The sequence below is a fragment of the Pseudomonas quebecensis genome (assembly GCF_026410085.1).
In the GTDB taxonomy this organism is placed as follows: domain Bacteria; phylum Pseudomonadota; class Gammaproteobacteria; order Pseudomonadales; family Pseudomonadaceae; genus Aquipseudomonas; species Aquipseudomonas quebecensis.
This window is the reverse complement of sequence record NZ_CP112866.1, coordinates 3,503,097-3,517,751: the sequence shown is the minus strand read 5'-3', so window position 1 is coordinate 3,517,751 and position 14,655 is coordinate 3,503,097. Positions and strand designations below refer to the sequence as shown.

Below are 14,655 nucleotides of genomic sequence, written 5' to 3'. Positions count from 1 at the left end.
TGCTGAGAGCCGTACAATCAGGGCTGGCGCTTAATTAGTAGGAGCAGTCTGGGTGGACGAAGGGGTTATGGAGAAATTACGGACGATGCTTGTGGGCCTACCACGGCGTCAGAAACGCCTTATTCAGGTATCCACTGATGTAATCGTCGTGTGGGCGGCGTTATGGCTGGCATTTGTCGTAAGGCTTGGCATTGATGATATGGTCAATCCTCTGCGAGACCATTTGTGGCTGTTCCTTGCCGCGCCGATAGTTGCGATCCCTTTGTTCATTCGTTTTGGTATGTACAGAGCGGTCATGCGCTATTTCGGTAATGATGCGTTAATTGCGATTATCAAGGCCGTCAGCCTTTCGTCCCTGATTCTGGGCGTATTGGTGTATTGGTACAGCAATCACCAGACGGTAGTTCCGCGCTCGATTATTTTCAACTACTGGTGGCTCAGCCTGATCATGGTTGGCGGCCTGCGTTTGGCGATGCGTCAGTATTTCCTTCGTGACTGGTTTTCGACGGTTCAGCATGTTCCTTTCACCAGTCGTGAAGATGGTCTGCCGCGTGTGGCCATCTATGGTGCCGGGGCTGCGGGTAACCAACTGGTTGCAGCGTTACGCATGGGCCGCGTGATGCGCCCGGTAGCCTTCATCGACGATGACGCGAGTATTTCCGACCGCGTGATCTCCGGTTTGCAGGTATATAAACCGAAGCACATCCAGCGCATGATCGATATAACCGGTGCTCAAGAGATTCTTTTGGCACTGCCTTCTTCAAACCGGGCGCGTCGTCGCGAAATTCTCAGTTTTCTGGAGGTTTTTCCGCTGCACGTCAGAAGCGTTCCAGGCTTCATGGATCTGGCCAGCGGGCGTGTGAAGGTTGACGATATTCAAGAAGTCGACATCGCCGATCTCTTAGGCCGCGACGCCGTACCAGCTCAGCACGAATTGCTTGAACATTGCATCAAGGGTCAGAGCGTACTTGTGACTGGCGCAGGCGGTTCTATTGGTTCCGAGCTGTGTCGGCAGATCCTATCGCTGCGCCCGACGACCCTGTTACTTTTCGAGCACAGTGAGTTTAATCTCTACAGTATTCTGTCTGAACTTGAACAGTGTGTCGTCCGCGAGTCGCTGCCTGTGAAAGTGTTGCCAATCCTGGGGTCTGTACGTAACAAGGCCAAGCTGTTGGATGTAATGAAAACCTGGCATGTTGATACTGTTTATCATGCGGCGGCTTATAAGCACGTACCGATGGTAGAGCACAACATAGCCGAAGGCATATTGAACAATGTGATCGGTACGCTGAATACAGCTCAGGCTGCGCTTCAGGTAGGTGTCGCAAACTTTGTGTTGATTTCAACCGATAAAGCCGTTCGCCCGACTAACGTGATGGGCAGTACAAAGCGTTTGGCCGAGTTGACGCTTCAGTCGCTCAGTCGCGAAATCGCACCTGTTTTATTTGGCGAAAAATCAAACGTTTCGCACGTTAACAAGACCCGTTTTACAATGGTGCGCTTTGGCAATGTGCTGGGTTCCTCAGGTTCTGTTATTCCGCTTTTTCACAAACAGATCAAGTCGGGGGGGCCGCTGACGGTGACCCATCCGAAGATCACGCGATACTTCATGACCATTCCCGAGGCGGCTCAGTTGGTCATCCAGGCGGGTTCCATGGGCCGCGGTGGTGATGTATTCGTGCTGGACATGGGCGAACCGGTCAAAATTGTCGAGCTGGCCGAAAAAATGATTCACCTTTCAGGCTTCAGCGTGCGCTCTGAAAAGAACCCGCATGGCGACATTTCTATCGAGTTCTCCGGCTTGCGACCTGGTGAAAAGCTGTACGAAGAGCTGTTGATCGGTGACAACGTGGTGGCGACTCAACACCCGATGATCATGAGCGCTAACGAAGACTATCTGCCGTGGGATGTGCTTAAAGCCAGGTTGACCGAGCTGCTCGCAGCGGTGGATCAGGATGATTACACGCTTGTTCGTCAACTGCTGCGTGACACCGTGAGTGGCTACGCACCTGATGGTGAAATCGTTGACTGGATTTACCAGCAACGTCGCCTGGAACCCTGAGCACAATTGCGCTAAGCCTCTCATACTAAAACGTTGTGGAAAAACAAGGCCGACATAGATCGGCCTTTTTTTACATCATGAGCGCTGAGTGATGTAGCGGCTTTTCTCTGGTATTTAGCCGAAACTCATGAAAAGTGTCGGCCTGAAAATCCTTGGCAATCGCGTTTAGTATGATTGAACAATTGACTTTAAAGGAAAATTTTGATGAGTAATTGGGCCGTGGCGTTGCTGTTGAGCGCCGTTCCGTGCGTTGTAATTGCCGACCCTATCCCGGAAGTTACCGCCCACCATGTAAATATCGTCACTGATGACTCGGTGGACAAGCCAAGTTCTTTGCGCGTGGTCAAGGATACGCACGGCGTATCTGATGCCGTGTTTGCTTACCACAATGCAATTGGCCCGCTTGCATCCGGCTACGGTTTTCATGCGTTGGACGAGGGTGACGGTGGGGCGGGCGGTGGTGCCATAGGCGGTGCCACCACCAGGACGACTATGGCGGATGCGATTGTCGGCAATCGACGTGCTGCCGGCCCGGGTAATGGGGTAATCGGGACTCGTTGGGAGAATGGTGACGGGTCAGGCGTTTACGGGCTGATGCGTGGAACAGGTACCGGCAGCGGTGTCACCGGTTACAAAATCCTGACCGGCGATGGTCATGGTGTTTATGGCAAAAATGAATCAACTGACGGCTCCGGCGTTTATGGTGAGCGCTTGAACGGCGCCGGGCCTGGTTATGGCGTGCTGGGTTATGCGAAAGGCGCGGTGGGCATTGATAATGCGTCAGTTGCCGGCCTGAAAAAGTCGGGAGATTGGGGCTATTCGATCTTGGCCGACTCCAGAGGGCGAGACTCTGCACTAAGGGCATTCTCGGCAGCCAACGCAGCCAAAGCGGTTGACTCGCTCACTGACGCGACAAACAACTCGCCAGTATCAAACGCTTTCGAGCGCGCTAACGGCGCAATGGGCGTCGTCACGTCTGACTTGGTCTCAGGGGGTGGTTCACGCAACGCGCCGCTCGTGGCTAGCGAGTCACGCATTGAGCCGAACGCTGCGTCAACAGGCTCCGCGCGCGTGACCGCTATCGATGCGCGAGTGAGTAATGCAGTGAGCGGCTCCGATGACGTACGCGGTGCCAGCTCGACAGTGCTCGCAACCGATGGTAAACAAGCTATTGGCTACCGTGCGATCGTAGATGGACGAAACGACGCCAACTATGGCGTTTACGCCAACGCAATTGGCGGCAAGAGCAACTATTCCGGTTACTTTGTAGGCGATGTGCAGGTGGGCCGTGTCATGACCCCGACCGATAGCAAGTTGCAAGAGGTGCATGGTGAGGTCGATTATGCCAAAAGCATGCAGCGTGTGCTAGCCAACAAAATTTATGTGTCTGACCGCTACATTGTGTGGAAAGAAACCGACGCAAAAGGCGTCGTAACAGAGAAGCGGCAGAAGATAACCAGTAATGAGACCGGTAACTTGGCTCAAGATGTTCAAAAGACTAACCCGGATGCCGTGGTGGTCAATCCTGAAGGCTACCTGTCGGTTTCGGATCGTGAAGAACTTTATCAACTCAAAGCGGCAGTGATCTATTTGACCCGCCAGCTTGAAGCCAAAGGTATCAATGTAGCACCACATTAACCCGCCGACAGCTTTTTGGCCGCTATAATGAATGCCCTCTTCATAACGGGTAAGAAGGCATTGCGTGGGTGTTTATCACTTAATGTTGAAAGTATTGAACTCATGTTTTGTAACTTAGCTGTTTTTGACTAATCCATGCAATTGCCTAGATTTGAGAGGTAGCTTCGAAAAGCTGCTTTCTTATTAACGATGTCATGGAGCGTCACCAATGCATAACACTTACTTGTCGTCTCTGGTCTTCGCCTTGCTAACTACTCTCTCTGCTGTCGCCAACGCAGCCCCGTCTATCAAGCCGGAAACCGCAGCGCCTATCACCGTTCAGATGAACAAAGTCGAACAGTTCACCAAGGTCAACCTGAACTCCGCGGACGCCGAGGTGTTGCGCCGTGACCTGTTTGGCATCGGTGCCGCCAAGGCCAAGGCGATCATTGCCTACCGCGAAAGTAATGGCCCGTTCACGGCGGTAGATGAGTTGCTTGAGGTAAAGGGTATCGGCAAGGCATTGCTGGAGAAAAATCGCGACAGGCTTATTATTAATTAAGGATGTAAAAAGTCGCCTAGAAGACCGGTCATTGACCGGTCTTTTTATTTTCTGAACCCCGTGACGTTGGCACGAATACTGATTACGTTTGGAGTGAAAATGGTTCAACCATTACGCTCTGATAAACAGGCGGGAGACGAGGTCATTAGCTTGTACTTGAATGATTCGAAGCTCCAGTGTTGGCGCTGTTTACCTAGCCCTGATTGAGGATCTGCAGCATGTACGAAGACTATCCGGCCGCTTACCAAGTCAGTAAAGGCTCAGCATTGCAGGTTGATACGGCGTTCTATACGCGTATTCGCGATCACAAGGATCAGCGTACGTTGATCGAGCAGTTCGAGGTACCGATTCGTACGGGGAGGGCGTGGAAAGTGCCGGCTGGGCATGTATTCCGTGTCACGACACCGGTGGGCCCGCAGGTCGGCGACTTCAACGTATGGAACGCCAACGACCCACGCGAGCGTTTATGGGCGGCGCGTACGCGTCAGCTGCAGGGAGCCCATGTCAGCACTCACGACCGTCTATGGTCGAACCTGCCCTTTCTAAGGCCCTTGGTCACTATCACCGACGACAGCCTGGCCAACTACGGCATCGACGAGCACGGCGGTCGCCTGCATGATCTGCTCGGTACGCGCTGCGACCCCTATGTGAACCGCATGCTCACCGGCGAAGACTTCCACCACCACTGTCACTCGAATCTGACCCGCGCGGTTTTACCCCACGGCCTGACGGAGTTCGACGTGCACGATGTGCTGAATATTTTCCAATGCACGGGCCTCAATCATGACGACATGTACTTCATGAAAGCCTGTCCGGCGCAGAAGGGCGATTATCTGGAGTTCTTTGCCGAGATCGATCTGCTGTGTGCGCTGTCGACCTGTCCGGGTGGGGATTTGTCGCTGCCGATGTGGGGGCCGGATGCGCAGGACCCGCTGACGGTGTGTCGGCCGTTGGGGGTTGAGGTTTACAAGCTGGAGGACGAGTTGCTGAGTGGCTGGAGCCAGCCGGAACGTGCTGCCTATAAGGGACAGCACGGTTTGCAGATCGCCAGGGCGGCTTGGGAATAACCCAAGGTTCAGCGATCCTGCGCATCCTTGGCATCCGCCTGCGCATTTCGCTCGGCCACGCGCTTGCGTTGTTCGTCGGTGAGTTCAACCTTGTTGGCGCTGTCGCGCAGCATCATCAGGCCACCGACGATCGACCCGATCGCCACCACTAAAATCAACCATGCATACCACGGCATAACGCTCTCCTTGAGGCAGATTGCCGTGGGAGAGTTTTCCCACGGTAATAACTGCTTTGAGTTACAGGCTTTCTGAGTAGTTCAGTGTAGGCCTGTTCCGCCTCAGAAACCTTAAAGCCCTGTCAGCATCGCATCCGCTGGCGCATCGGCGCGGTCCTGGGCGGTCAGTTGGAAGTAGATGAAGCCGGCGAGCATAAAGCCCAGGAAGATCAGCCCGATCAAGGCATTGAACCAGGCCATTGCCACCAGGCACACCACCGCCAGTACCAGCGCAATGCCCGGCACGATGGGATAACCGGGTGCGCGGAACGTGCGCTCCAGCAGCGGTTCGGTCTTACGCAGTTTGAACAGGCTGAGCATGCTCATGATGTACATCACGATGGCGCCGAATACGGCCATGGTGATCATTGCCGCGGTCAGGGTCATGCCGCCCAGGTTGATCAGGCCGTCGCTGTAGATGGCGGCGATACCGACCACGCCGCCGGCAATGATGGCGCGGTGCGGTGTCTGAAAGCGCGACAACTTGGCGAGGAAAGGTGGCAGGTAACCGGCGCGTGCCAGGGCGAAGAACTGGCGCGAGTAGCCCAGGATGATGCCGTGGAAACTCGCCACAAGACCGAACAGGCCGATCCACACCAGCATGTGCAACCAGCCGGAGCTGTCGCCCACGACGGTTTTCATGGCTTGTGGCAATGGGTCGTTGATGTTCGACAGGGCGCGCCAGTCGCCCACGCCGCCGGCGAAGAACATCACGCCCATAGCCAGGATCACCAGGGTCAGGATGCCGCTGATGTAGGCTTTTGGAATGGTGCGCTTGGGATCTTTCGCTTCCTCGGCGGCCATGGCCGCGCCTTCGATGGCAAGGAAGAACCAGATGGCGAAGGGGATTGCCGCGAACATGCCGGCAATCGCCGGGGCGCCAAAGGTGTCGGAGCCGGCCCAGCCGTTGAGGGCAAAGTTACTGAAGCTGAACGCCGGCGCGACCACGCCCATGAACACCAGCAGTTCGGCGACGGCGAGTACGCACACCACCAACTCGAAGGTGGCGGCGAGTTTCACGCCGAGGATGTTCAGACCCATGAAGACGATGTAGGCGCCGACGGCTGCGTGTTTCGGGTCCAGGGCCGGGAACTGCACGTTCAGGTAGGCGCCGATGGCCAGGGCGATGGCGGGTGGCGCGAAGACGAATTCGATCAAGGTGGCCAACCCGGCGATCAGGCCGCCTTTCTCACCGAAGGCTCGACGGCTGTAGGCAAACGGCCCGCCGGCATGGGGAATCGCGGTGGTCAGCTCGGTGAAGCTGAAGATGAAGCAGGTGTACATCGCGGCCACCATCAATGAGGTCACCAGGAACCCCAGGGTTCCGGCTACACCCCAGCCGTAGCTCCAGCCGAAGTACTCCCCGGAGATCACCAGCCCGACGGCGATGCCCCAGAGATGCAGGGTGCCCAAGGTGGGTTTGAGTTGTGTGTTCATCGTGTGGCGCTCCTTGAACGGGTTGGAATGGTTCAAGGTGTTGCAGCGGCCATGCCATGGCGCGCAACCGTGTCGTAAAGCGTTGCAACTGTCGTGTGGGGGATGGTTTGGCGTTTGAAGTGTTGCGGTGTTGCACCAGTCAGGTGCGGCGGTGGCCGGGCCGGCGCTATCGGGGGCAAGCCCCCTCCCACAGGTTGACCTAGGATGTACCCGGGCAAATGTGGGAGGGGGCTTGAACCCCGATAGCGTCCACCCCAGCACCCGCATAAACCCACTCTTTACGCCGTCTTTACGCCCCGCCCACGCCCTCGCTCTCGTTCCTTTACACCATTCCTGCCGACAATTGCCCCACACGCGGCACTCGCCGCTAAACGGAGAGACTTCCATGAGCGTTCTGGACGGGGTGTCACTGCTATTGGCCGTGGCGCTGTTCATTTATCTGCTGGTTGCGCTGTTACGCGCGGATCGGAACTAGGAGCAGGCTATGCACAGTTATGACTATTGGCTGATCATCGCCTTCTTCGCCGTGGTGCTGGTGCCGGCGCCGTTTCTGGGGCGGTTCTACTACAAGGTAATGGAAGGCCAGCGCACCTGGCTGAGCCCCGTGCTGGGGCCTGTCGAAAAAGCCTGTTATCGCCTGTCGGGCGTGGACGCGCAGCAGGAGCAAAGCTGGCAGAAATACATGCTGGCCCTGCTGGCGTTCAACCTTGCGGGTTTTTTGCTGTTGTTCGCGATCCTGTTGTTCCAAGGTGCTCTCCCACTGAATCCGCAGAATTTGCCGGGCCAGGAATGGACGCTGGCGTTCAATACGGCGGTCAGTTTCATGACCAATACCAACTGGCAGTCCTACAGCGGTGAGGCGTCCCTGAGCTACCTCAGTCAGATGGCCGGCTTGACCGTGCAGAACTTCGTCAGCGCAGCCACCGGCCTTGCCGTGCTGGTCGCGCTTTGCCGTGGGATCGGCCGCAAATCCGCGCGCACCCTGGGTAACTTCTGGGTCGATATGACTCGCGCCACCCTGTATGGCCTGTTGCCGCTGTGCCTGGTGCTGGCGCTGTTCCTGGTGTGGCAGGGCGTACCGCAGACCTTCGCCCATTACGTTAATGCCGTAACGATGCAGGGCGTGGATCAAGTGATCCCCCTGGGCCCGGCGGCCAGCCAGATTGCCATCAAGCAACTGGGCACCAACGGCGGTGGTTTCTTCGGCGTCAACTCGGCCCATCCGTTTGAAGACCCGACTGCCTGGGCCAACCTGTTCGAAGTGGCGTCGATCATCCTGATTCCGGTGGCGTTGGTATTCACTTTTGGTCACTACGTCAAAGACCTGCGTCAGAGCCGCACGATCCTCGGCTGCATGCTGGCGCTGTTCCTGATCGGTGGCGCGACCTCGCTGTGGTCCGAGTACCAGCCCAACCCGACCCTGAACAACCCGGCGGTGGAGCAAACCGCACCGCTGGAAGGCAAGGAAGCGCGCTTCGGTACCACCGGCACCGTGCTTTGGTCGGTGACCACCACCGCCGCGTCCAACGGCTCGGTCAACGGCATGCAGGACAGCCTCAGCCCCCTCAGCGGCATGGTGGCGCTGGTCAATATGATGGTCGGCGAGGTGATCTTCGGCGGCGTCGGTGCCGGCATGTACGGCATGTTGCTCAACGTGTTGATTGCGGTGTTCCTCGCCGGCCTGATGATCGGCCGCACCCCGGAATACCTGGGCAAAAAACTGCAGGCCAAAGAAGTACAACTGCTGGTGGTGACCTTGCTGGTGATGCCGGTTGGCGTGCTGGTACTGGGTGCCATCGCCGCCAGCCTGCCGGGCCCGGCCTCCGCCATCAGCAACCCCGGACCCCACGGTTTCAGCCAGTTGCTCTATGCCTACACCTCCGCCAGCGCCAACAACGGTTCGGCATTCGGCGGCCTGAGTGCCAACACGCCGTTCCACAACCTGATGCTGGGCCTGGGCATGTTGATCGGCCGCTTCGGTTACATCCTCCCGGTACTGGCCCTGGCCGGCAGCCTGGCGATGAAGAAGAGCGCACCGATTGGCCAGAACAGCTTCCCGACCCACGGCCCGCTGTTTGTGACCCTGTTGACCGTGACCATTCTGCTGGTGGGCGGCCTGACTTTCCTGCCGACACTGGCGTTGGGGCCTATCGCTGAACACTTGAGCATGGGCTTCTAGAAAAGGGATATGAAAATGAATATGCCTGTAAAAAATGCCGCCCCGGTCAAACCCCAGGAGCCGGCCAAAACCGCCATCTCCGCGCTGTGGCGCCCGGCGCTGGTGCAGTCCTTCGTCAAGCTGGATCCGCGTCAACTGCAACGCTCGCCGGTCATGCTGGTGGTGGAACTCACGGCGATCCTCACCACGGTACTGTGCTTCGTGCCGGACACGGCGGTGCCCACGTTCGTCGCCGTGCAAATCGCCGTGTGGCTATGGTTCACCGTGTTGTTTGCCAACTTCGCCGAAGCCTTGGCCGAAGGGCGTGGCAAGGCCCGCGCCGACAGCCTCAAGGCCGGCAGTGAAGGGCTCAGCGCGCGGCGCAAGGAAGCCGATGGCAGCTTCAAGGTCGTGCCGGCCACCAGCTTGCGTAAAGGCGATGTGGTGCGCGTTGCCGCCGGGGAGATGATCCCCGGTGACGGTGAGGTTATCGAAGGCATCGCGGCGGTCAATGAAGCGGCGATCACCGGCGAATCCGCGCCGGTGATCCGTGAGTCCGGCGGCGACCGTTCGGCTGTGACCGGCAACACGCGGCTGGTTTCCGACTGGCTGCTGGTGCGGATCACCGCCAACCCCGGCGAGTCCACACTGGACCGCATGATCGCGCTGGTGGAAGGCGCCAAACGCCAGAAAACTCCCAACGAAGTCGCGCTGGACATCCTGCTGATCGGCCTGACCCTGATCTTCCTGCTGGTGGTGGTGACGCTGCAGCCGTTCGCCCACTTCGCCAATGGCAGCTTGCCTCTGGTGTTCCTGGTCGCACTGCTGGTGACGCTGATTCCTACGACCATTGGCGGTTTGTTGTCGGCCATCGGCATCGCCGGCATGGACCGTCTGGTGCGTCTGAACGTGATCGCCAAGTCCGGCCGCGCCGTGGAAGCGGCGGGGGACGTGCATGTGCTGCTGCTGGACAAGACCGGCACCATCACGTTCGGTAACCGTCGTTGCGCGGCCGTGCTGGCGGCGCCTGGCGTAAGCGGCCGCGAGCTGGCCGAGGGCGCGCTGCTGGCGTCCCTGGCGGATGACACCGCGGAAGGCAAATCCATCGTCGAATACCTGCGCGCCCTGCACCCACAGGCTGAACCGACCCCGGATGAACTGACCGGCGTGCCGTTCAGCGCCGAAACCCGCTTGTCCGGTGTCGACTACCAAGGCCGCGTGTTCCGCAAAGGCGCGGTGGATTCGCTGCTGGCGTTTATCGGCCAGCAACGCGGCGACCTGCAACCGGCCATGTCGCGGGAGATCGACAAGATCGCCCAGAGCGGCGGCACGCCTTTGCTGGTGTGTGCCGATGGCAAATTGCTCGGCGCGATTCACCTCAAGGACGTGGTCAAACCGGGTATCCGTGAACGTTTCGCCGAGCTGCGCAAGCTGGGGATTCGCACCGTGATGGTCACCGGCGACAACCCGCTGACCGCCGCCGCGATTGCCGCCGAAGCCGGCGTGGATGACGTCCTCGCCGAAGCCACTCCGGAGAAAAAACTCGCGCGCATTCGCCATGAGCAGAACGACGGTCGCCTGGTTGCGATGTGCGGCGACGGCGCCAACGACGCCCCGGCGCTGGCTCAGGCGGATGTCGGCATGGCCATGAACGACGGCACCCAGGCCGCCCGCGAGGCCGCCAACATGGTCGACCTCGACAGCGACCCCACCAAGTTGCTGGACGTGGTGCAGATCGGCAAGGAACTGCTGGTGACCCGCGGCGCGCTGACCACGTTTTCCATCGCCAACGACGTGGCCAAATATTTCGCGATCCTGCCGGCGTTGTTTGCCTCGATCTACCCGCAACTGGGCGTGCTCAACGTGATGCACCTGCAGAGCCCGCAGAGCGCGATCCTGTCGGCGATTGTGTTCAATGCACTGATTATCGTGGTGCTGATCCCGCTGGCACTGCGCGGTGTACGGGTGCAGGCGGCGAGTGCGGCGGCCTTGCTGCGCCGCAATCTGTTGATCTACGGGCTGGGCGGGATTCTGGTGCCGTTCGTGGGCATCAAGGCCATCGACATGCTGCTGACCGCCTTGCACCTGGTGTAACTCCAAGCCTGTTTGCGTGGTGAGGGCGCTTGCTCGGGCAGCGGCCCCGGCGCCCTCACCACCGGGTTTCTCAACTGATTGAGGATATGAACATGACCCCTACCATTCGCCCAGCCATCAGCCTGTTGGTTCTGATGACTCTGATCACCGGCATCGCTTACCCGTTGGTGGTCACCGGCGTGGCCCAGCTGGCATTCCCCGACCAGGCCAACGGCAGCCTGGTGCGCGACGCCAGCGGCAAAGTGCGCGGTTCCAGCCTGATCGCCCAGGAATTTACCGGTGACAGCTGGTTCCACCCGCGTCCGTCCGCCGGCGCTTTTGCCACGGTGTCGAGCAGCGCCAGCAACCTCGGGCCGAGCAACCCGGCGTTGGCTGCGCGCGTCTTCGACGATGCCACTAAACAGTTGGTGCCCAGCCAGGGGCCGGTGCCATTGGCCTCGCTGACGACCTCTGGCAGCGGACTTGATCCACACTTGCCACCGCAGGCGATTACCTATCAACTGGCGCGCGTGGCGGCGGCGCGGAACGTGCCGGTGGCCACGTTGCAGCGGTTGCTGGATGAACACATCGAAAGCCCGCTGGTGGGCCCGCCGGTGGTGAATGTGTTGGCATTGAACATGGCCCTGGAAAAATTGTAAGCAGTGAAACCGCCTTCGCGGGCAAGCCCGCTTCCACAGGAGTATGCATTTCAAATGTGGGAGCGGGCTTGCCCGTGAAGGCGGCCTGAAGCGCAACCAATAAACACCGTAAGGAACCAACGAGCATGAGCGACTCCGGCCGCGCCGACGCCCTGTTAGCCGATCTGCCCCGGGACGGCCGTGGCCGGCTCAAAGTCTTTCTTGGGGCCGCGCCGGGTGTGGGCAAGACCTACGCAATGCTCCAGGCCGCCCATACCCAGCTGCGCCAGGGCGTGAAATTGATCGCCGGTGTGGTCGAAACCCACGGCCGCGCCGAAACCGAAGCCTTGCTCGGTGGCCTGCCGCAGCAACCCTTGGTGCGCCGCGAGTACCGTGGCGTGACACTTGAAGAAATGGACCTCGACGGCCTGCTCGCGGCCAGGCCCAAACTGGTGCTGGTGGACGAGCTGGCCCACAGCAACGCCCCCGGCAGCCGCCATGAAAAACGCTGGCAGGACATCCAGGAACTGCTGGCCGCCGGTATCGACGTGTTCACCACGGTTAACGTCCAGCACCTGGAAAGCCTCAACGACCAGGTGCGCGGCATCACCGGCGTGCAGGTGCGTGAAACCCTGCCGGACTGGGTGTTGCAGGAGGCCGACGAACTGCTGCTGATCGACCTGCCGTCCCGCGAACTGCTCGAGCGCCTGCGCGACGGCAAGGTCTACGTGCCGGAGCAGGCGCGCGCGGCCATCGATGCGTTCTTCACCCAGACCAATCTGATGGCGCTGCGCGAGTTGGCGATGCAGACCGCCGCGGCCCACGTCGACGACGACCTGGCCCAGGGCTACCGCCAACTCGGCCAGGCCGCGCCAGCGGTGCGCGGGCGTTTGCTGGTGGGCGTGGATGGCGATGCCCAGGCCGAACGCCTGGTGCGGCACGCCAGCCGCGTGGCGCAGCGTCGGCATCTGCCGTGGAGCCTGGTGCACATCGACAACGGTCGCGCACGGGACGAACAATCGCGCCTGCGCCTGCAAAACGCCCAGCAATTGGCCGAGCGGCTGGGCGGGGAGGTGGTGCTGTTGCGCGCCGGCGAGGTGGCCAAGACCTTGATCCAGCACGCCGCCGAGCGTCGCGCCAGCCTGCTGCTGGTGGGGCAGTCGCGCAGACGTTGGCATCGCCAGGTGTTCGGGGGCGGCCTGGCCGCACGGCTGCTGCGCAATGCCCGGGGCCTGGAAATCAACGTGCTCGACAGCGACGATACCCCGGCTGCGCCACGTCTACCGGAAGTGCGCGGCCTGGTGTGGTTCGATTACGCCCTGGCGGTGTTCGCCACCCTGGTGGCCGCTGGCGTGGCGTGGGCGGTGTCCAGTGTGTTGCCGCTGCCGAATATTTCGCTGGTGTTCCTCGCGGCGGTGTTGCTGGTGGCGGTACGCAGCAGCCTGGGACCGTCCCTGGTGTGCGCGGCGTTGTCGTTCCTGACCTATGACTTTCTGTTTATTCCGCCGAACTTCTCATTTGCTATCCAGCGTGAAGAAGACGTGTTGACCCTGTTGTTTTTCCTGCTCATGGCGGCGCTCACCGGCAACCTCGCCGCGCGCCAGCGCCGGCAACTGCAAGCCTTGCGCGATACCCAGGAAGAGACCAGCGAACTGCTCGACCTGTCACGCAAACTCACCGCCGCCACCGACCGCCAGGCGGTAATCAGCGCGGCCGCGCATCACTTGGAGGGCTGGAGCGATCTGGACTTGTGCCTGGTCAATCGCGACGGTCAGGGCGGCTGGACGGTGGAGAACGGTGGCCCGCTGACGTTCACCGAAGCTGAACGCGCCGCCGCCGACTGGGCCTGGCAACACGACCAGCCGGCGGGCATGGGCACCGGCACCTTGCCGTTCGGGCGTTGGTGGTGGTGGCCGCTGTCGGGGGAGGAGGGGCCGCTGGGTTTGCTGGGCGTCAGCGCTAAACCCGGCCTTGAGTTGAGCGGCCAACGCCGTCGCCTGCTCACGGCCTTGAGTCAACCCCTGGCCCAGGCGTTGGCCCGCGCCCAATTGGCGCAGGAGCTGGAGTCCGCACGACTGCACGGGGAAACCGAACAACTGCGCAGCGCCTTGCTCGCCTCGGTGTCCCACGATTTGCGCACGCCGTTGACGTCCATGCGCGGCAGCATCGACAGCCTGTTGGCGCTGGGCGAGGCCATCCCCCTGGAAGATCGTCTCGAACTGCTTGAGGGCACCCGCGATGAGGCCGAGCGCCTCGACCGCTATATCCAGAACCTGTTGGATATGACGCGCCTGGGCCACGGCGCGCTCAAATTGGCGCGCGATTGGGTGTCGCCGGGCGATATCGTCGGCAGCGCCCTGGGCCGTCTGCGCGCGGTGCTGGCGCCGTTGCAGGTGAGCACCGATGTGCCGCCGGAGTTGCCGCTGCTGTATGTGCACGCGGCGTTGATCGAACAGGCGCTGGTCAATGTGCTGGAAAACGCTGCGCGCTTTTCACCGCCCCACGGGCGCCTGCAATTGAAGGCCGGGGTCTTGGACAACCAGCTGTTTTTCGCCGTGGCTGACGAAGGGCCGGGGATTCCCGAGGAGGAGCGCACGAAAATTTTCGATATGTTCTACACCGCTGCGCGCGGTGATCGCGGCGGGCAGGGCACTGGCCTGGGCCTGGCGATCTGCCAGGGGATGGTTGGCGCGCACGGTGGGCATATTCGCGTTGGCGACGGCATCGACGGGCGCGGCACCTGCATCAGTCTGTACCTGCCGCTGCCCACCCAGCCTGGCCTGGAGCGTGAGCCGTGAGCTACCCTGTTTTCTCCCCGGATTTTGA

11 protein-coding genes are annotated in these 14,655 nt (G+C 60.3%); 9 read left to right on the top strand and 2 right to left on the bottom strand.

The window, feature by feature from the left end; genetic code table 11:
- Window positions 1-67 precede the first annotated feature (67 nt).
- The 4 genes from OSC50_RS16340 to OSC50_RS16325 all read left to right on the top strand — a co-directional run bounded on the left by OSC50_RS16340 (window position 68) and on the right by OSC50_RS16325 (window position 5,308).
- On the top strand, window positions 68-2,062 hold the full coding sequence (locus OSC50_RS16340; protein WP_266249704.1) for a polysaccharide biosynthesis protein: 1,995 nt from the start codon (window positions 68-70) through the stop codon (window positions 2,060-2,062).
- 204 nt (window positions 2,063-2,266) lie between these two features.
- Complete coding sequence (locus tag OSC50_RS16335; RefSeq protein ID WP_266248584.1) at window positions 2,267-3,700, top strand: hypothetical protein; 1,434 nt, start codon at window positions 2,267-2,269, stop codon at window positions 3,698-3,700.
- A gap of 208 nt (window positions 3,701-3,908) precedes the next feature.
- Window positions 3,909-4,241: a ComEA family DNA-binding protein gene (locus OSC50_RS16330; protein ID WP_266248586.1), complete on the top strand. Its 333-nt coding sequence runs from the start codon at window positions 3,909-3,911 to the stop codon at window positions 4,239-4,241.
- A gap of 218 nt (window positions 4,242-4,459) precedes the next feature.
- Window positions 4,460-5,308, top strand: a complete 849-nt coding sequence (locus OSC50_RS16325) for an urea carboxylase-associated family protein (RefSeq protein WP_266248588.1) — start codon at window positions 4,460-4,462, stop codon at window positions 5,306-5,308.
- 8 nt (window positions 5,309-5,316) lie between these two features.
- Here the strand turns inward: OSC50_RS16325 and OSC50_RS16320 are convergent, their stop codons facing one another.
- On the bottom strand, window positions 5,317-5,484 hold the full coding sequence (locus OSC50_RS16320) for a DUF2897 family protein (RefSeq protein WP_012722955.1): 168 nt from the start codon (window positions 5,482-5,484) through the stop codon (window positions 5,317-5,319).
- A 111-nt stretch (window positions 5,485-5,595) separates the two neighbouring features.
- Window positions 5,596-6,960 (bottom strand): ethanolamine permease, encoded by a 1,365-nt coding sequence (gene eat / locus OSC50_RS16315; RefSeq protein WP_181078266.1) that lies wholly within the window; start codon window positions 6,958-6,960, stop codon window positions 5,596-5,598.
- Window positions 6,961-7,345: 385 nt separating this feature from the next.
- On the opposite strand from eat, the gene kdpF reads away from it, so the two are divergent.
- From kdpF to OSC50_RS16290, 5 genes are all read left to right on the top strand, one after another.
- Window positions 7,346-7,435, top strand: coding sequence for a K(+)-transporting ATPase subunit F (kdpF, locus tag OSC50_RS16310; RefSeq protein ID WP_003218754.1), 90 nt, complete (start codon window positions 7,346-7,348; stop codon window positions 7,433-7,435).
- Between the two features lie 9 nt (window positions 7,436-7,444).
- Complete coding sequence (gene kdpA, locus OSC50_RS16305; RefSeq protein WP_266248590.1) at window positions 7,445-9,139, top strand: potassium-transporting ATPase subunit KdpA; 1,695 nt, start codon at window positions 7,445-7,447, stop codon at window positions 9,137-9,139.
- A gap of 9 nt (window positions 9,140-9,148) precedes the next feature.
- On the top strand, window positions 9,149-11,212 hold the full coding sequence (gene kdpB / locus OSC50_RS16300; RefSeq protein ID WP_266248591.1) for a potassium-transporting ATPase subunit KdpB: 2,064 nt from the start codon (window positions 9,149-9,151) through the stop codon (window positions 11,210-11,212).
- Between the two features lie 92 nt (window positions 11,213-11,304).
- Window positions 11,305-11,850 (top strand): potassium-transporting ATPase subunit KdpC, encoded by a 546-nt coding sequence (gene kdpC / locus OSC50_RS16295; protein WP_266248592.1) that lies wholly within the window; start codon window positions 11,305-11,307, stop codon window positions 11,848-11,850.
- Between the two features lie 125 nt (window positions 11,851-11,975).
- Window positions 11,976-14,627, top strand: coding sequence for a sensor histidine kinase (locus tag OSC50_RS16290; protein WP_266248593.1), 2,652 nt, complete (start codon window positions 11,976-11,978; stop codon window positions 14,625-14,627).
- The last annotated feature ends 28 nt before the right edge of the window (window positions 14,628-14,655 follow it).